Source organism: Ahrensia marina, from assembly GCF_042140245.1.
In the GTDB taxonomy this organism is placed as follows: domain Bacteria; phylum Pseudomonadota; class Alphaproteobacteria; order Rhizobiales; family MH13; genus MH13.
In genome coordinates this window covers 2,350,879-2,368,172 of the sequence record NZ_CP159483.1, presented here as the reverse complement: position 1 = coordinate 2,368,172, position 17,294 = coordinate 2,350,879, and the positions used below count along the sequence as shown (strand labels likewise).

16 protein-coding genes are annotated in these 17,294 nt (G+C 56.5%); 11 read left to right on the top strand and 5 right to left on the bottom strand.

Annotated elements, in window-relative coordinates; all coding sequences use genetic code 11:
• Positions 1-17 precede the first annotated feature (17 nt).
• The 8 genes from ABWH92_RS11490 to flaF all read left to right on the top strand — a co-directional run bounded on the left by ABWH92_RS11490 (position 18) and on the right by flaF (position 7,410).
• Complete coding sequence (locus tag ABWH92_RS11490) at positions 18-1,142, top strand: flagellar basal body P-ring protein FlgI (protein WP_375568471.1); 1,125 nt, start codon at positions 18-20, stop codon at positions 1,140-1,142.
• Positions 1,143-1,469 (top strand): rod-binding protein, encoded by a 327-nt coding sequence (locus tag ABWH92_RS11485; RefSeq protein ID WP_375568469.1) that lies wholly within the window; start codon positions 1,143-1,145, stop codon positions 1,467-1,469.
• Positions 1,470-1,479: 10 nt separating this feature from the next.
• A complete protein-coding gene (locus ABWH92_RS11480; protein ID WP_375568467.1) occupies positions 1,480-1,950 on the top strand; it encodes a hypothetical protein in 471 nt (156 codons plus the stop codon).
• 123 nt (positions 1,951-2,073) lie between these two features.
• Positions 2,074-2,454 carry a hypothetical protein gene (locus ABWH92_RS11475; RefSeq protein ID WP_375568465.1) on the top strand — a complete coding sequence of 127 codons (381 nt, stop codon included), beginning with the start codon at positions 2,074-2,076 and terminating at the stop codon, positions 2,452-2,454.
• A 366-nt stretch (positions 2,455-2,820) separates the two neighbouring features.
• Positions 2,821-4,323, top strand: a complete 1,503-nt coding sequence (locus ABWH92_RS11470) for a flagellin (protein ID WP_375568463.1) — start codon at positions 2,821-2,823, stop codon at positions 4,321-4,323.
• A 226-nt stretch (positions 4,324-4,549) separates the two neighbouring features.
• Positions 4,550-6,373, top strand: coding sequence for a flagellin (locus tag ABWH92_RS11465; RefSeq protein WP_375568461.1), 1,824 nt, complete (start codon positions 4,550-4,552; stop codon positions 6,371-6,373).
• Positions 6,374-6,614: 241 nt separating this feature from the next.
• Positions 6,615-7,052, top strand: a complete 438-nt coding sequence (flbT, locus tag ABWH92_RS11460) for a flagellar biosynthesis repressor FlbT (RefSeq protein WP_375568459.1) — start codon at positions 6,615-6,617, stop codon at positions 7,050-7,052.
• Positions 6,991-7,410, top strand: coding sequence for a flagellar biosynthesis regulator FlaF (flaF, locus tag ABWH92_RS11455; protein ID WP_375568457.1), 420 nt, complete (start codon positions 6,991-6,993; stop codon positions 7,408-7,410). The genes flbT and flaF overlap by 62 nt, the downstream gene beginning before the upstream one ends.
• An 83-nt stretch (positions 7,411-7,493) precedes the next feature.
• Here flaF and ABWH92_RS11450 read toward each other — a convergent pair whose 3' ends face one another.
• From ABWH92_RS11450 to ABWH92_RS11440, 3 genes are read right to left on the bottom strand one after another with little or no spacing between them, the layout of a single operon-like run.
• Positions 7,494-9,008, bottom strand: coding sequence for a hypothetical protein (locus ABWH92_RS11450; protein ID WP_375568455.1), 1,515 nt, complete (start codon positions 9,006-9,008; stop codon positions 7,494-7,496).
• Positions 9,009-9,022: 14 nt separating this feature from the next.
• A complete protein-coding gene (flgK, locus tag ABWH92_RS11445; protein ID WP_375568453.1) occupies positions 9,023-11,272 on the bottom strand; it encodes a flagellar hook-associated protein FlgK in 2,250 nt (749 codons plus the stop codon).
• Positions 11,273-11,319: 47 nt separating this feature from the next.
• A complete protein-coding gene (locus tag ABWH92_RS11440; RefSeq protein ID WP_375568451.1) occupies positions 11,320-12,705 on the bottom strand; it encodes a flagellar hook protein FlgE in 1,386 nt (461 codons plus the stop codon).
• A 255-nt stretch (positions 12,706-12,960) separates the two neighbouring features.
• Here ABWH92_RS11440 and ABWH92_RS11435 point away from each other — a divergent pair, with 255 nt between their 5' ends.
• The 3 genes from ABWH92_RS11435 (at position 12,961) to ABWH92_RS11425 (ending at position 16,049) form a co-directional block, all read left to right on the top strand.
• Positions 12,961-13,503 carry a histidine phosphatase family protein gene (locus ABWH92_RS11435; protein ID WP_375568449.1) on the top strand — a complete coding sequence of 181 codons (543 nt, stop codon included), beginning with the start codon at positions 12,961-12,963 and terminating at the stop codon, positions 13,501-13,503.
• A 67-nt stretch (positions 13,504-13,570) separates the two neighbouring features.
• On the top strand, positions 13,571-15,052 hold the full coding sequence (locus ABWH92_RS11430) for a YcjX family protein (RefSeq protein ID WP_375568447.1): 1,482 nt from the start codon (positions 13,571-13,573) through the stop codon (positions 15,050-15,052).
• A gap of 10 nt (positions 15,053-15,062) precedes the next feature.
• Positions 15,063-16,049, top strand: a complete 987-nt coding sequence (locus ABWH92_RS11425; protein ID WP_375568445.1) for a YcjF family protein — start codon at positions 15,063-15,065, stop codon at positions 16,047-16,049.
• Here ABWH92_RS11425 and ABWH92_RS11420 read toward each other — a convergent pair.
• The gene (locus ABWH92_RS11420) at positions 16,046-16,537 is read right to left on the bottom strand and encodes a hypothetical protein (RefSeq protein ID WP_375568443.1); all 492 of its coding nucleotides are present in this window, start codon (positions 16,535-16,537) and stop codon (positions 16,046-16,048) included. The two genes, ABWH92_RS11425 and ABWH92_RS11420, sit on opposite strands and share 4 nt — an antisense overlap.
• A 306-nt stretch (positions 16,538-16,843) precedes the next feature.
• Positions 16,844-17,164 carry a 2Fe-2S iron-sulfur cluster-binding protein gene (locus tag ABWH92_RS11415; protein WP_375568441.1) on the bottom strand — a complete coding sequence of 107 codons (321 nt, stop codon included), beginning with the start codon at positions 17,162-17,164 and terminating at the stop codon, positions 16,844-16,846.
• Positions 17,165-17,294: the final 130 nt, after the last annotated feature.

Sequence of the window (17,294 nt, the reverse complement as noted above, 5' to 3'; positions counted from 1 at the left end):
GCCATTAGGAACCGCACATGCGCGCCCATATCCTGTCTATCACCACCCTTCTGTTTGCGATTGCGCTGACCATTGCGCTGGCGATTCCCGCAGGCGCCACGTCACGCATCAAAGATATCGCCGATTTCGAGGGCGTTCGAGAAAACCAACTGGTTGGCTATGGCCTGGTGGTTGGTCTCAACGGTACTGGCGACACACTCAACAACGCGCCTTTTACCAGGCAATCTCTGCGCGCCATGCTAGAGCGGCTGGGCGTCAACACACCCAGCGCTGAATTGCGCACAGCCAATGTTGCCGCGGTGATGGTCACCGCCAATCTCCCACCCTTTGCCACCCAAGGCACGCGGATCGACATCACTGTTTCCGCGCTTGGTGATGCCGACAGCCTTCAAGGCGGCACACTGCTGGTAACCCCTCTTTTGGGCGCTGATGGCGAGGTCTACGCCATCGGACAAGGCCCGGTGGCAATTGCCGGTTTCGAAGCTGGTGGAGCAGCGGCATCCATCACCCGAGGCGTACCGACCACTGGCCGCATCGCCAACGGTGCCCTTGTGGAAAGAGAGGTGCATTTCGACCTCGCCAACATGAGTTCAATTCGCCTAGCCTTGCGCAACCCTGATCTGACAACAGCGCGTCGGATGGCTTTGGCAATCAATGCCTTGTTGGGGGAAGAGCTGGCTGTCAGCACCGATCCTGGCACGGTTCAACTCACCCTGCCCTCGCACTACCAGACATCCATGGTTGAACTGCTCACTGACATTGAGCAGCTACTCATCGAGCCCGATCAAACCGCCCGCATCGTTGTCGATGAAAGCTCCGGTATCATCGTACTTGGCCGCGATGTTCGCGTCTCAACAGTCGCGATCGCACAAGGCAACTTAACCGTAACCATCACCGAAGAACCGCAAGTCAGCCAAGCCCTGCCCTTTGCTGAAGGCGGTGAAACAGTTGTCGTTCCACGCACCGCCATTGACGTGGTGGAAGGTCAAGAGACCCAACTCGGCATTGTTGAGCAAACGGTGACGCTCCGCGAACTGGTAGATGGCCTCAACTCGTTGGGCATCGGCCCTCGGGACCTGATCGCCATCCTCCATGCGATCAAAGCAGCCGGCGCGCTGCAAGCTGATATCGAGGTGATGTAAATGGACAGCTCCCTGCAAACCCAAGCTGCAGCTCTGGCAAGCCCGTCAACTCAATCACTCCACCGCATGGCAGCTGCCACACAAGGTGATCCTGAAGCCGTGAATGCAGCCGCCGAAGAGTTCGAGGCGGTGATGCTAACGGCGATGCTGAAACCCATCTTTGATGGTGTTGAAATCTCAGAACCCTTTGGCGGTGGCGAAGGGGAGAAAATGTGGAAGGGCCTACTCGTTGAAGAGTACGCCAAAGAGATGGCGGCATCCGGCGGCATCGGCATTGCCGATCAAGTTCGCTCAGAGCTGCTGCGTATCCAAGAAACGATGAACTAGAGTAACCATCATGACACAACCGCCTCTGACGCCTGATGTGCCGATCACCGACCGCGAAAGCGCTGCCAACTTTGCCGAACGCCTGCATGGTTTGATGATCGCCCTCACCCAACATCTACGTCGCGAGACCAAAGCACTGCGCGATGGCTCCTTCTCAAAAGACGCAACCGATCAAGACACCAAAAACGAGTTGATGTTCGCCTATCGCGCAGCACTTGGGCACCTTCAGACGCACAAAGACATCATCTCGCGCTATGTGCCAGTGAAGCTGGATGAACTGCGCCGACTGAACGAAGAGTTTCAGACCGAGCTGCAAAAGAACCTGGCAACAGTATCAACAGCCAAAGCGGTCTCGGAGCATCTTCTCACCCGCCTCTCCGACAAGGTTTCTGCCGGCCGCCAGCCAAAAACCTATGGCGCTTCTGGAACCATCACGTCCGGCGGTCAAGCGGCAGCCATCTCCATTGATCGTGCTCTTTGATCACTTACCGCTACGGCACAATACCTAACGGAATTCTTAACCGAAGATTCACGCGTTCGTCCTATCCTGACTCACAGTGAGACAAGTTCGCCTCTCTTGTAGTGAGTAACCGAGGATAGGACGATGGATACGCGAGCACCGCAGGGCTTTGTGCCTCTTGTTGCCGCTGTCGAACCCAAAGCAAAGCGCGGTTCGGCCGCGACTGATTTGCCAAAGCCAAAAGCCGTTGAGCCAAGCGCAGAAACACCACGCTCCAACAATGAGCGTATTGCCGAAGATGAAGCGCGCCGCGCCAGACAGCAGGCCAACGCGGAAGCGCTGCGGGCTCAGTCGGAGTGGGATGTCAAAACCCATGAAGCGACCGGCTCTTTGGTGATCCAGACACTCGCCGGTGACACTGGCGAACTGCGCCATCAGTTCCCCAACAATGCGATCCTTAAGCAGCGTGCGATTGCCCGTTACGATGCGTTGCAAGGTGTGTCTGAGATCCGTCGTACGGTTTAGGGCGCACTCTACCCCACGGCAGCACCCAGCCAAGTCCCTGTCAGGCGATTCGGCGGCGTGGTTTTGTCGCTGAACACACCCACCTTCCCCAGCCAAACTTTTCTACCGGGCACGATAAGTGTTTGCTGTTGTCGGCAGACCCACAGCAGCTTGAAAACGCGTCTGGCCATTGGGGCGTCAGGGTTAAGCAAATATGACCCAGATGGTCGCTGTTAACACACCAGAAATCATAGCCCCAAAACTCGGCTAAATGACTAAAATCATTCAAAATTTACCATTCCACTTAAGCAGCTCTTAGCTGGCTCAGGTCATGGTGCTCGAACGCTTCAGGAAGAGGCGTTTTTTGACCCTAGGAAAGGTACAACAATGTCTGATGTTACTCTCTCAAGCGCTGTGCGCAACAACCTCCTCTCTTTGCAGAACACCGCAGACCTCATGTCGAAGACGCAAGAGCGTCTGGCTACAGGTCTTAAAGTGAACTCAGCCCTCGATAACCCAACCAACTTCTTCAATGCGTCTGCGCTGAACAGCCGGGCCGGTGATCTGGGTCGTTTGCTCGATGGTGTTTCCAACGCCACACAAACGCTGGAAGCTGCCGACAACGGTATTGAAGCCATTACCAAACTGGTTGAGTCTGCGCAGGCGACTGCCCGTCAGGCTCTCCAAACGCCAGGTACAGTTGAAACCGCAGCCTCCGTGGAGGGATCTGCACTGGCTAACGACACCGCGGCAGTCGCCACCGGTTCAACCGGTCTGACAGGCTCCAACGATTCAGATACCGTTTTCACCTCTGGTGAAACGCTCACAATCGATATCGGCGGTACGTCCCGCACGTATGAGTTCGTGACCAACCAAGGCGATTCTGCATCGGGTTCCAACGTTGCCATCGCTTTGAATACAACTGGTGGTGCCGCTGCCATTGATATCGACACCGCTCTTGGTGCTATCCAAAGCGACGTGCAAGCCAACATTGATTCAGATGCGACAGTCGCATTGGATTCAGGGACCATTACAGTGAATACCGTCGGCGTCGGCTCCGGTGATCTGACCATCAGCGGCACTGGAAATGCCGAATTTGGTGGCAGTGCTACTTATACCGATACCAATGCTGCTCTGGCGGCATCAAGTGACAGCTTCACCGTTCAGTTTGGCAGTGCAGCTGCCTCAACGATCGATCTGTCCAGCGTCAACTCTGTTGAAGAGCTGACAACAGCTCTTAGCTCGGTCTCCGGCGTTACCTATGATGCCACCGATGGCCGCGTTGAGATCACAGCAAGCAACACCGATGATTCCATCGTGATTGCTGGTACCGGCGCAGCTGCTGCTGGTCTGACCGCTGGGACAACAGCACCAACCTCTGAGGTCAATGCTGAACGCGGTGAGTTCGTCTCGCAGTACAACGAATTGATGGGTCAGATCGACGAACTGGCTGAAGATGCTGGCTTTAACGGCGTCAACTTGCTCAATGGCGATGATCTGTCGGTGATCTTCAACGAAGATGGCTCGTCCACTCTGTCGATCACAGGTGTCTCTTTCGATGCCGCCGGTCTCGGCCTGAGCGAGCTTGCGTCAACAGGTTTAGACACCGATGCAAGCATCAACAGCACGCTAGACTCGCTGGACTCTGCCATCAGTTCACTGCGCTCGCAGGCCTCTGAGTTTGGTTCCAACCTCTCCATCGTTGAGACTCGCGAAGACTTCACCAAGTCGATGATCAATACGCTGGAAACCGGTGCTGCCAACCTGACGCTGGCCGACACCAACGAAGAGGGTGCGAACCTTTTGGCCCTGCAAACCCGCCAGAGCTTGTCTTCGACATCTCTGTCGCTCGCCTCGCAAGCTGACCAGAACGTGCTGCGTCTGCTTTAAGACGCCCTACCCTTCACACTTTCTGCCAGAGGGCGGCGCTTCGGCGCCGCCCTTTTTTTTGCTGCCTGAAAGTCATTCAAAATCAGTCAGTTAATGGACATGATCAATGATCTGTAAGAGTTTCTGATTGGGTATGGTTACCCGTTAACCACCTTTTATCGTTTCCAAGGCCATGGTGATGTAACGCCCAGAATGAGGCGTGTTGGACCCTAGGAAAGGATCAATTATGTCAGATATCACTCTCTCGAGCGCCGTACGCTCCAACCTCCTCTCGCTGCAGAACACCGCAGACTTGATGTCGAAGACGCAAGAGCGTTTGGCGACCGGCCTGAAAGTGAACTCAGCTCTCGACAACCCAACCAACTTCTTCACCGCTTCCGCTTTGAACAGCCGCGCCAGCGATCTGGGTCGTTTGCTGGATGGTGTTTCCAACGCCACGCAGACTCTGGAAGCAGCCGATAATGGTATTGAAGCCATCACCAAACTGGTTGAGTCTGCACAGGCAACTGCACGTCAGGCGCTTCAAACACCTGGAACAGTGGAAACAGCCGCTTTGGTCAACGGTTCGGCTCTTGCGAACGACACGGCTGCGACGACAACTGGTACAGCCACGATAACAGCTGACTCAGCAGCTGTGCTCACCGGCACAGTTGCATTCCCTGGTTCTGTGACAGCCGGTGATGAAGATGCTGGTACAACGCTGTCTGGTGTAGGCGATGATGAGTCCTTCACCGTAACCGTTGACGACGGCTCCGGCCCAACTGCTGTGACCTTTGAACTGGACACCGCAGGTGACGGTGGTTCGGGCGCAGGCGGTGTAACTGTCATCGATATCTCTGGCGCTGAGACAATTGCTGACATTGGAACAGCGGTGCAAACTGCGGTTCGCACTGCAACCAGCGGCACCGAAACAGTTGGCTTCGACGGAAGTGGTAACTTCACCATCACCGCCGATGACAACACGACAACCATCGCTGTTTCAGGTACAGCAGCCGGCGATCTATTCGGCACGACAACGTCCGCCGATCCAACCAACGCTCAAATTGGTGCCCTCACCGGCTCTATCACAGTTGGCTCGGAAACGCTGACCTTTGGCTCCGGCAACATTGAAACCCGTGCTGATTTGGAAACGGCCTTGGGCGCACTGACCGGTGTGACGGCTTCGGTTGATGGCTCAAACAATGTCACCTTTCAGGCCAACAACACGACTGATGACATCGTGATTGGCGGTGACGCGGGCAACTTGACCGCCTTAGGTCTAACGGCCGGCACCACAACCGCGACCAACGCTGCTCTGGCTGCATCAAGCGACAGCTTCACCGTTCAGTTCGGCAGTGCAGCTGCCTCAACGATCGATCTGTCCAGCATCAACTCTGTTGAACAGCTGACAACAGCACTGAGTTCGGTGGCTGGTGTGACCTATGACGCCACCGATGGCCGTGTTGAAGTCGAAGCCAGCAACACCGATGATTCCATCGTCATCGCTGGCGCAGGTGCAGCCGCTGCTGGCCTGACTGCCGGGACAACAGCACCAACCTCTACGGTCAATACTGAGCGCGGTGAGTTCGTAACGCAGTACAACGAACTGATGGGTCAGATCGACGAATTGGCCGAAGATTCAGGCTTCAATGGTGTGAACCTCCTTGATGGTGATGATCTTTCGGTGATCTTCAACGAAGATGGCTCGTCCACTCTGTCGATCACAGGTGTCTCTTTTGATGCTACAGGTCTCGGTCTGAGTGAGCTTGCCTCAACAGGTTTGGACACCGATGCAAGCATCAACAGCACGCTAGATACCTTGGACACCGCCATCAGTTCACTGCGTTCGCAGGCTTCTGAGTTTGGTTCCAACCTCTCCATCGTTGAGACTCGCGAGAATTTCACCAAGTCGATGATCAACACGCTGGAAACCGGTGCTGCCAACCTGACGCTGGCCGACACCAACGAAGAGGGTGCGAACCTTCTGGCCCTGCAAACCCGCCAGCAGCTGTCTTCGACCGCTCTGTCGCTCGCTTCGCAGGCCGACCAGAACGTGCTGCGTCTCTTCTAAGACCAGCCTTCCTACTAAGTCTTCTCAGAAGGGCGGTGCTACGGCATCGCCCTTTTTGCTGGGCGCTCGCATTATTGCTCAAGCGTTAATCGGACCCTTCAACTCAGAGCGTCCGTCCCTACCCGTCCTTCAGCTCCGCTGGCGTAGGCTCGTCACACCAAACCACCTCCTTGACCGGGAAACCGGCAAAGCGTGGTAGATTGGCAGCGCCGCAGAATCACTGGCGATGGAGTAGGCTAGAATGGCCCTAAAAGTAGAACTGAAGCCCGGCGAACGCATTATCTTGGGCGACTGTGTCATCACCAACGACAATCAGCGTACCCGGCTGTTTATCGAAGGCGATGCGCCCATTCTGCGGGAAAAGGACATCCTGACCGCAGAGACGGCCGACACGCCGGCCAAGCGCGTCTATTTCGCCGTTCAACTGATGTACTTGGACGGCAACATCGACAGCCACGCGGATGGCTTTTTGGCGCTCAGCAAAGACTTCATGAACGCCGCCCCTTCAAGCGCTGGAATCATCGAGCGCATCAATAACAAAATATTAACGGGTGACCTCTACAAAGCGTTAAGAGAAGCTAAGGCTTTGATTTCGCACGAAGAGGAGCGATTGAAGGATGCAACACTCAGCGGCGGCGGCTTACGGGCGCACGACACAGGCGACGGTCCAACCACGTGACCTGGAAGCGCATTTGCTGATGAAATCAGCTTCGCAGTTGCAGACCATCTACGACAATTGGGATGACCTTCAAGAAACCCTCAACGATGCCCTCCTCTACAACCGACGTCTTTGGGCGGTGTTCCTTGATGCGGTAACTGCCGAGGACAGCCCATTGCCAAAGCCCGTCGCGCAAAACGTTGCCAATCTGGGCTTCTTTGTTTTCAACCACACACTGAAAATTCAAATGAAGCCCGAAGCCGCCAAGCTTCGTAGCCTCATATCCATCAACAAAGAGATCGCAGCAGGCCTTCGCGGCGTCGACGAAGATGATGCAAGCATTGAAAGCGCTGAGACGCAGCCACCATCAGCTGCTTAGGTCACCACACCCTATTCCAAGAAAAAACCCGGCGATTTCGCCGGGTTTTTTGTATCTGTCGGGTGAAAACTTAAACCTGCTTATTAAAGGTAGTTCACCAGAGAGAGATCACGGAGCAAGGCGGTGACTGAATAGGAGGCTTCAAGTCGCGTTTGAATGTTCAGCAGCTTGGCCGCCACTTCTTCCTGTGTGATCCCATCTGTTCCCGCCAAGATATCGTTGAAGACCGCACGGGTTGCAATGTGACGCTCTTTGGTCGCCTCCACCAGCGTTGATGCGGTACCAACCTCCAGCGCAACAGATCGTGGCAGGGTTCCGCCCGAAGGATCATCCAAATTCTCTCGTGTGCGTCCAGCGACTTGGGTGTAGCGGTCAGCAGCAGACGGATCATCGACATCAAAGCTTTGGGCCGAGAACACAGCCAGCTCTCGCAGCGTGGTGCGCAAGGCCTCCTCATTGGCACGGGCGCCATAGGCAACCTGCACGCCATCATCAACGCGCGTTGTGTTGGTCAAACGCGCATCCAACGGGCCATCCTCACCCTGGTACCAGATCACCGTGTTGGTCGCGTCGGCAACCGTGCTGGTTGCGCCTGCAATACCGTTCAGTGCATCGGGAACCACACGCAATGGAGGGTTGTTGTCAAAAAAGTCCTGCCCTGCCCGCACCGCTGAAGACGCAGCGAGATCGGTGCGCGCCAGATGATCAATGGCATCGCGGATCGCAACGCCGAGGTTCGCTGCTGTTGCGGCTGGATTGGCATCGACTTGGAAGACATTCTCACCATCTTCCCAGCTGTTGGCCGCCGTCAACGTTATATCTTCGCGCGTGCCGTCAGGCATCGTGACGGCGAAACGCACCGTCTCACCAACATCCACGGCCCCTGTCACATCAAAGCTTAGAGCCTCTGGGGCACCGGCAGGGCCAGTTGTCGTGATCGATGGCGATGAAGAAGACGCACCAGCCACGGTATCCAGCTGGAAGCCAAAAACATCACCGCCAGCCTCGGTGAGTGAAGTCGTGGTGCCCACAGTTGCCAGATCAAGCCGACCTGTCAGCAGTGGATCAGAAAGGCTGCCGCCCAGATCGGCTTCTTGGCGCTCATCGAGCACCTGCTTAAACCCATCACGCGCGCCAGCACCTTCCATGATGTCGGCGGCGGGTGCCACGGGCTCAGTGTCGGTTGATAGCCCGGAGAACAGATACTGCCCCTCAATATCGGAGTTAAGCAGGGTCACCGTCTCGTAAAAGCGATACTCTGCCGAAACCTGAGCCGTGGTGCGATCACCGTTCTGGATCACGAACGATGTTGGCAGCGCATCACCCTTCATGTCGCTGGCAATCTCGTCCAAGCGCTCAAGCGTTTTCGACATAAGGGAGAACGTGACTTCGGTGCGCTCGATTGCAGCTTGGAAGCCATCAAGGGCCGCACGCTCGGCACGAAAAGTCAGCGATGTGGACCGCGAGGAACCCAGATCGGCATAGTTGTCGGCGCGCATGCCTGTGCCCAGCTGCCGCTGAAGGTTATCAAGCTGCGAACGCAGCGAAAGCATCCGATCGGTGTTGATGGAGGTCTGCGTGACGGAATTCACGGTCATTGCGATACGCTCCTTTAAATGTTGAGCAACAGGTCCATCATCTCGCGCGCGGCACTCATCACTTGAGCGTTGGCGGCGTAGACAGCCTGAAGTTCGGTGAGACGGGCCATTTCTTCGTCAATGTTGACGCCAGACTCCGCGCTTTGGCGGGCCAAGAGGCCGTTGGTAACGATGTCTTGGCCTTCCTGCGCACGTTGTGCTGCGGCGGCATCAAACGCCGTCTTGTTGACAATCTCCCGGCCAAAGGATGCCAGGCTGATCTCAAGCGGATTGGCTTCTGATCCGATGCCCGTGTTCGCATCCACGCCAAACTGCGTGGAGGTGAACTGCTCGTAGAGATAGGTCGCGCGCGTTGCATCCCCAGAGGCAGTGGTGGGCGTCATTTTGGAAAGAACGGATGGATCGCTCAAGATTCCAGTGTTGAGCTGAATACGGGCGGAAAAGCCAACTTTCTGATCCTGGCCGTCCTGGCTGTTGGTGTAAAAGCCATTATTCTCAATACCATCATTGAACATTGGCAACTGTGCAGATCCACTTTGCAGATCCGTCACAGACACGCGCGCAGACAGGGAGTTGATGTCGTATTGGCCAGCCGCACCATCATCAATGAACTGCAACGCACCGCCCGTGCCGGTTCCAACTGTAAGGCCGATGCCATTGGCCGCCAGCGCAGCCTCGACGGCGGCCGGGTCGGTGAGATCAACGCCGATGACCAGATCGTTGGGATTGGTGGTCAGGTCATTGTCCAGCGGCAAAGATGCCGGATCCGTCACATGCACCAGCGTGATCTGCTGGGTGGAGGATGCCACATTGTCCGTGACATTCAATGAGACCTGATTGCCAGGCTGAATGTTCGTTAGATCAACCTGCAATCCATCAAAAGCCGAACCACCGGTCGCGGTGCCATTAGCGAGCGTGGTCGTGCCAGCAAGGTTCGCTTCGGTGTAGGAGGCGACCCCAACGTTGGAGCCGGCACCGGTTGTACCAGAGCGTAAATCAATCGCGGTGCCGTCAGCGGCAGCATAGGTCACGCCAACAGTCGAGAACGCGGTGTTGGCTTCTTGGTTGATAAGGTTCACCAGCTCCGCTTGCGTGACTGCTGCGGGGTCAACGGCACCGGCAGCGGCTTCGGCATAGGTGATATCGACCGTCTGGGTCACGCCATCAATGGTCAGGTCAAATGAGATAGTGCCGTCATTGGAACCGGCGTTGGTGAAGTCGATCGGCGCAAACGCACCTGTTCCGCCAAGGTCGGCGTTGGTGTCGCCAGGGATCGGATCGAGCGCTGCACTCTCTTGCGTCACCGTTGACATTGAAAGTGCCAAATGATGCGCGAACTCATCCAGCCGGTTTTGCATCTCCACCAACGTGTCGTCGCGCAGCTCAACAAAAGCGGCCAAACGACCTGAACGAATGTTGTTGCCTGCCAGCAGATCGATGGAGTCACTGCCCAGCGAGCCAATGCTCACCGTGCCAACCGTACGTTCGCTTGGGATGCTTGAATATTGCGACAACGGGGTGAGCTTGGCCACTTGATCAAATTCAAGCGTCTGCGCTTCACCAGTGAACAGCGAAATGCCCGAGTTTGTGAAGATCGAAACCGAGCCATTTTGTTGCTCAATCACCTGAATATCGATTTCCTTCGCCAGGGCGTCGATATGGCGGTCACGCTCATCGAGAAGATCGGCTGGAATCTTAAAGTCACCGGCAACACCCAAAATGGTGTTGTTGACGTCTTCGATACGTTGCAGCGCATCGTTGATGTTGCGCACACTCTCAGCGATGCCCTGCTCTGCCTCGGTACGCAGCTGCTGGATGTCATCGCTCATTGAGTTCAGCGTTTGCGCCAGCACCTGTGCATCGCCGATCACCGCCTGCTGTGCGGTGAAAGAGGACGGGTTATCGCTGAGCGTGGAGAGGCTGGTGGAAAAGTTACTCACCAGCGTATCGAAAGCACTGGCAGAGCCTGGCTGGCCCATCATGGCGTTCAAACGATCATGATAGCTCGCCGTGGTTTGCACATAGCCCGACGCGCCAAGTTCGGAGCGAATTTGCTTTTGCAACAGCACATCAAGTTGCCGATCAAGAGACTCAGTGCGAACACCGATAACCCGATCACCAGCAATTGTGGTCGATTGAGATAGGCTCTTGCGGGTATAGCCAGGCGTATCTGCATTGGAGATGTTGACCGCCAAGACATCAAGCTGTGCCTTGGTGACCGACAATCCTGAAAGTGAAGCGCCAAGCGCGCCGTAAACACCCATTCTGCTGCCCTTACTCTATACCCGTTGAACCAAGCTGGGAGGCGGCCCTAACGGACCATACCCAGCACCTCCTGCATCATTTCATCGGACACAGAGACGATGCGGGTGGAGGCCGAGTAGGCCTGCTGGGTCACGATCAATTTGGTGAACTCATTGGAGATATCGACGTTCGACATCTCCAAGGCACTGCCGACCACATCACTGGCATCCACCAGGATTGGGTCACCCGACTCTCGGGTGGCAAGGAATCCCCCGCCCTCGGTTTTGCGTAGCTGTGAGTCACCGTTAAAGGTGGCAATGGCAACTTCGGCGATATCAACCACCTGGCCGTTCGAATAGGCCGCCACGACGCGTCCAGCTTCAGAGATAGAAACACCGATCAGCTCACCTGCGGCATAGCCGTTTTGGCTCAGGCTGGTCAGCTGAGCGTTACCACTTGGATCAGAGAACTGTGTCACGCCATCGCTGTCATGGCGCATGCGCACACTGTTGAGCGTCGAACCATTGATCTGGAAGTTGACGACTGGATCCGTTGTTGGTGCCGTCATCGTGCCATCAGTGGCAAAGGTGTATGTTGTTTCTGTGCTGCGCCAAGCTGGGTCAGTGCCGGTAGCCGTTGAATCGCTAAGATAATAAAGCTGCCACTGATCAGCCGGATCGCCATTGCCGACAGAGGCAGTTTTCGCCCAACGGAACTGAATGTTCACAGGCGCACCGGACTCATCAAACACAGTCGTCGCACCGCCAGCCACCGTGTTTTGTAAGAACACCGGAACATCAGCGGCCTGGATAAAGCCATCTGTTGCTGTTGCAGGCACAACCGTTGGGTCATTGGTGAAATCGGTGGGGTCGAGAAGCTCTGAGCCCGGCACATCAACATCAGCGTCAGCGGTCAGCGGAAAACGAGCCAGGTTGACCCGATAATCGATCTGCGTTGTTGGCAGAGCCGCCAAGAAATCGCTCTGAATTTGAACAGTTTCAGGGGCAGAACCTTGCGGGTTACCGGTGGTCGGATCAATCGGCAGACCTTGCAGGAAATACCCTGCGCCATTCACCAAATAGCCTGACCGATCAATCTCAAAATCACCGCGACGGGTGTAAGCGTCCGTGTCATCAAAAACTGGGCGGTTGTCCACCTCACCAATTTGTTGGGCAACGACGAAGTAACCGTCGCCCTGGATCGCCATGAAGGTTTCAACGTCGCTTCGCTGAACTGAGCCCTGCACATCGTTGGTCGCGCGGGTCGATGCCGTCACACCACCAGGAACCTGCCGCTGCGGCGCCGCATCAGCCACCATATCGGCAAAGCTTGTCTCTGCACGCTTATAACCAACCGTTTGCGAGTTCGCGATGTTGCCTGAGATTTGCTCCAATGCGTAGGCCTGCGACTGCAAACCAGACACCGCATTGTTCAGTGCGCCAAAGATACCCATAACTCTGCCCTAGCCTTTATCGTCTGTGGTTTGGCCCCTGCCGCGCAGGGACACGTCAACTGCGGGAAGAGATGCAGCATCCGTGCCAGAGTTTTTTAGTATTATTTTTCAATAGACTAAGCTGGGAGCGCGATCTGACCGACGCGTTTCAATCCGGCAAAACTCGCCCTGCCCGGCAAGTTTTTCCCTGCTTGCCCAGCCGGGTGCGCGCTTCCCAATTAGACGCCTGTCAGCTAAGCCGTAGCCATGGATGAGATGGACACCACACCCCCTACGGGCCGCAAGACGTTGCTCTTGATGCGTCATGCCAAATCGTCTTGGAACGACTCTGGACTGGCCGATTTTGACCGCCCTTTGAACAAGCGTGGCAAGCGCTCCGCTCGGGCATTGGCGCCACTGATTGCCGCTTGGCAGCCGCACTGGATTGGATGTTCAACCGCCAAACGCACCAGGCAAACGCTTCTGCCAATCTTGGATGAGCTGCCGACACCGAGCGAAGTTTCCCTTTCGCCAGCGCTCTACGAAAGCAATGAGGCAGCGTATCTGCGCATGCTCCGCGCGCTGCCGAGCGCCGTCGACCGCGCTTTGGTCATCGGCCATAACCCGGTGATGGAAGATCTAACGCGCCTGCTTATCGGTTCTGCTGAGCCGCGGGCGCTTGATCGTATCTCGGAGAAATTCCCCACTGGCACGCTGGTCGTGCTGGAATGCGCCATCAATCGTTGGTCCGACCTGGCACCTCATTGCGCCAATCTGCTCGACACCATTCGCCCCCGCGATGTTCTGGAACTTGGCTAGGGTGGGAACCTGGCGCTTGCAATCGCCCCCATCCAAGCAAATATGAAGGTCGCTCAAGGGTCAGTCAGTGACCCAGACCAGTTGCCCGGACCGTCTTTTCTTGCCCAATCTCACCGTTCTTGATGATGTTCGCCTCGGCGCACAAAGCTTGGTCAGCAGCGCCGCTGACTTGGCCACACCTAGCGTGCGCATTGGGATCACGGGGCTTTCTCGGGCAGGCAAAACGGTGTTTCTCACATCGCTGGTCCATGCCCTACTGCACGGCGGCCACCTACCTGCCCTTCAAGCATCCCGATCAGGCCGTTTGATCGGCGCAAGCCTCACACAGCAGCCCGATGATGATGTCGCCCGCTTTGCGCTGGAAGACCATGTCCATGATTTGCTGCACAACCGGACCTGGCCAAACTCCACGCGGCAGATTTCAGAGCTGCGGCTCACGTTGCGTTTTGAACCAAACTCTGCACTCGCCCGCACCCTAGGGCGCACAAGCCTGCACCTTGATTTGGTGGATTATCCCGGCGAATGGCTGCTGGACTTGCCATTGCTCGATCAAGACTATGAAACCTTCTCCCGCGAAGCTCTAACCCGAGCACGCGACCCGGAGCGCAAGGCTCTCGCACAGCCCTTTTTGGATGCCATGCGCCGGGTAGACGGTGCAAAGGCGCTTGATGAGCCACAAGCAGCGCGTCTGGCAGAGCTCTACACCCAGTATTTGCGCGCCTGCAAAGAAAGCGAGAACGCGCTCTCCATGTTGCCACCAGGACGCTTCTTGATGCCTGGTGAACTGGAGGGCTCACCAGCCCTCACCTTTGTCCCGCTTGATCCACCTCTCAATGGCAAGCCAGCCAAGAACAGCCTCTACGCAGCTATGGAGCATCGTTTTGAGGCCTACAAACGCGTGGTGGTCAAACCGTTCTTCATCAACCATTTCGCGCGCCTGGACAGGCAGATCGTTCTGGTTGACACCCTGGCAGCCATCAATGCTGGGCCCAGCGCACTGAGCGATCTACGCGACGCGCTATCGGCCATTCTCTCTTGCTTCAAAGCAGGCGAAAACTCGATCCTCTCCAAACTGTTTGGACCACGCATCGACAAGATCGTGTTTGCTGCCACAAAAGCCGACCATCTGCACCACACCCAGCACGATCAGTTGGAGGCCGTTCTCGACCATTTGGTCAATGATGCGCGCAAGAAGGCGCTCTTCTCAGGAGCAAAAGTCGAAACCATGGCCATTGCCTCGGTACGGGCAACCCGTGAAGCCAGCGCGAAAACGGGCAACGACACCATAGGCGCGGTGGCAGGCGTGCCTATGAAAGGCGAAACCATCAATGGCCAGACCTTTGATGGCGAACGCGAGGTGGCAATCTTCCCCGGCGATCTACCCGCCGACCCCGCTAAACTGATGGGGCCAACCGCGAAAACCTACCCGCTGCGCTTCGTGCGTTTTCGCCCACCCAAGCTCGATACCCGACCAACCGCAAAACCTGGCCTGCCGCACATCAGGCTTGACCGGCTGTTGCAGTTTCTTCTTAGCGACAAGCTAGCCTAGGCCTTTCTCAATGACCAAAACCCGCAAACCTCAGGTTCTTGAACTCACCTCTGTTGACGTGGAGAGCGAAGCGCCGATGTTCACCGAACCGCCAAGCAGTGCCGAAAGCCAGGCCGTACCATCATCACGTGGGTTCAAGTGGCTGGCGCTGTTTGGCTCTGGCTTGGCCGGGTTGGCGGTGCTCGGCATCACGCTTTGGGCAGAAAACCTGGTGCGCACCCTGCTGGAACGACAACCAGCACTTGGATGGGTGGCTCTGGGCTTGCTTGTTTTGGCAGCGCTTGGCCTGCTGGGTTTCATCGCCAAGGAAACGCGGGCCGTCATGCGCTTAGAAAAGCTCGATGATCTGCGTGAAAGCTTTCAACAGGCCTACGACGAGGAAGATGCGCTAGCGGCCCGCAAAGCGATAGATCAGGTCACCGCCATCTACCGCAGGCACCCAAACACCGCCCAAGGCCGCGCAACCTTTGAGCAACAACGCGTCGGCGTGTTGGACGCGCAGGACTTGATCGTCATCGCCGAAGAAACGCTGATGGAACCGCTTGATCGTGAAGCGGTGCGGCTGGTCTCCACATCGGCAAGGCGCGTTTCGCTGGTCACAGCACTCTCTCCTCGCGCGCTGGTCGATATCGCGATGGTCGCGTTTCAATGCGTCACGCTAACCCGACAGGTCGCCCAGCTCTATGGCGCCCGACCAGGCCTGCTTGGCGCACTGAAGCTTGGGCGTCATATGATGGCCCATCTGGCCATTACCGGCGGCATTGCGGCAACGGAGGGACTTGTTTCGCAAGTTTTGGGTCACTCACTTGCGGCACGGCTTTCCACGCGCCTTGGTGAAGGTGTGATCAATGGGCTGCTCACCGCACGTGTTGGCATCGCTGCCATCGCTGTTACACGGCCCATGCCGCACATAGCAGGCAATGGGCCGACCTTGAGCGAAGTTACCAAAGGCATCGCCGGGCTTGGCGGATCAAACGATAAGAAAACCGACGGCTAACCGGTGCGGGCCAAAGGCAGGTCGAACACAGTGATGTTGGCGCCATCAACAATCGTGGTCACCAGAAGCCGAACCTGATTGGAACTTTGCGCGACCAGAAGGAGCCGGCCTTCCGAACCATCGTCGGCCGATAGGCGCAAAAACAAGTCGCCACGCGACAGACGGCCATTTAGTCCGCCACTGATGTAATTGAGCGGGCTGGTGAGCTCTCCGTGAAACTGCTGGGTCATATCGCTGAAATAGAGCGACATGCCGATGCTACCGGACTGACCTTGAGTTCGACAGTCTGCGCGGAACGAAATGCGCGCAGCCGCCTGCATCTGGCTTTCCACCTCACAGATCACTGGCGTTTCACCGCGTGTGGTGGCTGCTCGGCCTTGCCCAGTCCAGCGCCCTTCCAAGGTCTGCAAAAAACTCACCTCGGCAGGCCCGGCATAGCCCGTACCACCCGCCCAAAACCCGGTGCACAGCGCCACTAAAACGGCCATGCAATGGCGCAAGCGAAAGGATGAAAGAACAGCGGTCAAAAAACACCCAGTTTCGTTTGCGGGTTCGATGAGGACATCGTGCGTTGGTAAACGAGACGTGTATCCTCAGCAACAATGCGCTGAACCGACGTTGCCATCAAGACATCCTGGCGAAAACCGGTGGGGTAAGCTCAGCAGGCGACCGCCGCTAGGGGTCGGATTAGGCAAAAAAACGGCAGAATGCACGGGTGCCCGAGCTTTGCCGAGCCACCCGTGTTTCAGACCCATGAACATCCAATGCCCCATGCGTTCAGGGGAAAAAAGTGCTTAAGCTTGGAACTCTGGTACGCGCACGACAAGGCCGTTGAAAGCAGGCGTCACGCGCAATTGGCACGACAAACGGCTTTCATCGCGGATCTCATAGGCGAGGTCCAACATGTCCTCTTCCATGACTTCAGGACTGCCCGTTGTCTCTTTCCAAGCGGGATCGACGTAAACATGACAGGTCGCGCAAGCGCAGGCTCCGCCGCAGCTCGCTTCAATGCCGGGCACTCCGTTCATTACAGCAGCCTCCATCACGGTTGAGCCTTCTTGAGCCTCAACCTCGTGCTGCGTTCCATTGTGTTCGATGAATGTAATTTTGATCATAAACCTGCCTGTCCGTGGGCGCCGCACCTGTTGAGCGTTCACTCAGGCGCAAGAAGATGGCGCCTCCTAGCAAAGGGCACCTTACCTTGTGAAGCGCAACAATAGCTTCAACAGCAGGTTCATTTAGGTT

What these genes read in the sequence shown, in the direction of transcription:
- ABWH92_RS11480 (WP_375568467.1), top strand. Translation starts at nt 1,480, where the DNA reads ATGACACAACCGCCTCTGACGCCTGATGTGCCGATCACCGACCGCGAA.
- ABWH92_RS11420 (WP_375568443.1), bottom strand. Translation starts at nt 16,537, where the DNA reads ATGGCCGTTTTAGTGGCGCTGTGCACCGGGTTTTGGGCGGGTGGTACG.
- ABWH92_RS11425 (WP_375568445.1), top strand. Translation starts at nt 15,063, where the DNA reads ATGACCAAAACCCGCAAACCTCAGGTTCTTGAACTCACCTCTGTTGAC.
- ABWH92_RS11465 (WP_375568461.1), top strand. Translation starts at nt 4,550, where the DNA reads ATGTCAGATATCACTCTCTCGAGCGCCGTACGCTCCAACCTCCTCTCG.
- ABWH92_RS11490 (WP_375568471.1), top strand. Translation starts at nt 18, where the DNA reads ATGCGCGCCCATATCCTGTCTATCACCACCCTTCTGTTTGCGATTGCG.
- ABWH92_RS11485 (WP_375568469.1), top strand. Translation starts at nt 1,143, where the DNA reads ATGGACAGCTCCCTGCAAACCCAAGCTGCAGCTCTGGCAAGCCCGTCA.
- ABWH92_RS11450 (WP_375568455.1), bottom strand. Translation starts at nt 9,008, where the DNA reads ATGACCGTGAATTCCGTCACGCAGACCTCCATCAACACCGATCGGATG.
- flaF (WP_375568457.1), top strand. Translation starts at nt 6,991, where the DNA reads ATGCAACACTCAGCGGCGGCGGCTTACGGGCGCACGACACAGGCGACG.
- ABWH92_RS11470 (WP_375568463.1), top strand. Translation starts at nt 2,821, where the DNA reads ATGTCTGATGTTACTCTCTCAAGCGCTGTGCGCAACAACCTCCTCTCT.
- flbT (WP_375568459.1), top strand. Translation starts at nt 6,615, where the DNA reads ATGGCCCTAAAAGTAGAACTGAAGCCCGGCGAACGCATTATCTTGGGC.
- ABWH92_RS11475 (WP_375568465.1), top strand. Translation starts at nt 2,074, where the DNA reads ATGGATACGCGAGCACCGCAGGGCTTTGTGCCTCTTGTTGCCGCTGTC.
- flgK (WP_375568453.1), bottom strand. Translation starts at nt 11,272, where the DNA reads ATGGGTGTTTACGGCGCGCTTGGCGCTTCACTTTCAGGATTGTCGGTC.
- ABWH92_RS11415 (WP_375568441.1), bottom strand. Translation starts at nt 17,164, where the DNA reads ATGATCAAAATTACATTCATCGAACACAATGGAACGCAGCACGAGGTT.
- ABWH92_RS11435 (WP_375568449.1), top strand. Translation starts at nt 12,961, where the DNA reads ATGGACACCACACCCCCTACGGGCCGCAAGACGTTGCTCTTGATGCGT.
- ABWH92_RS11440 (WP_375568451.1), bottom strand. Translation starts at nt 12,705, where the DNA reads ATGGGTATCTTTGGCGCACTGAACAATGCGGTGTCTGGTTTGCAGTCG.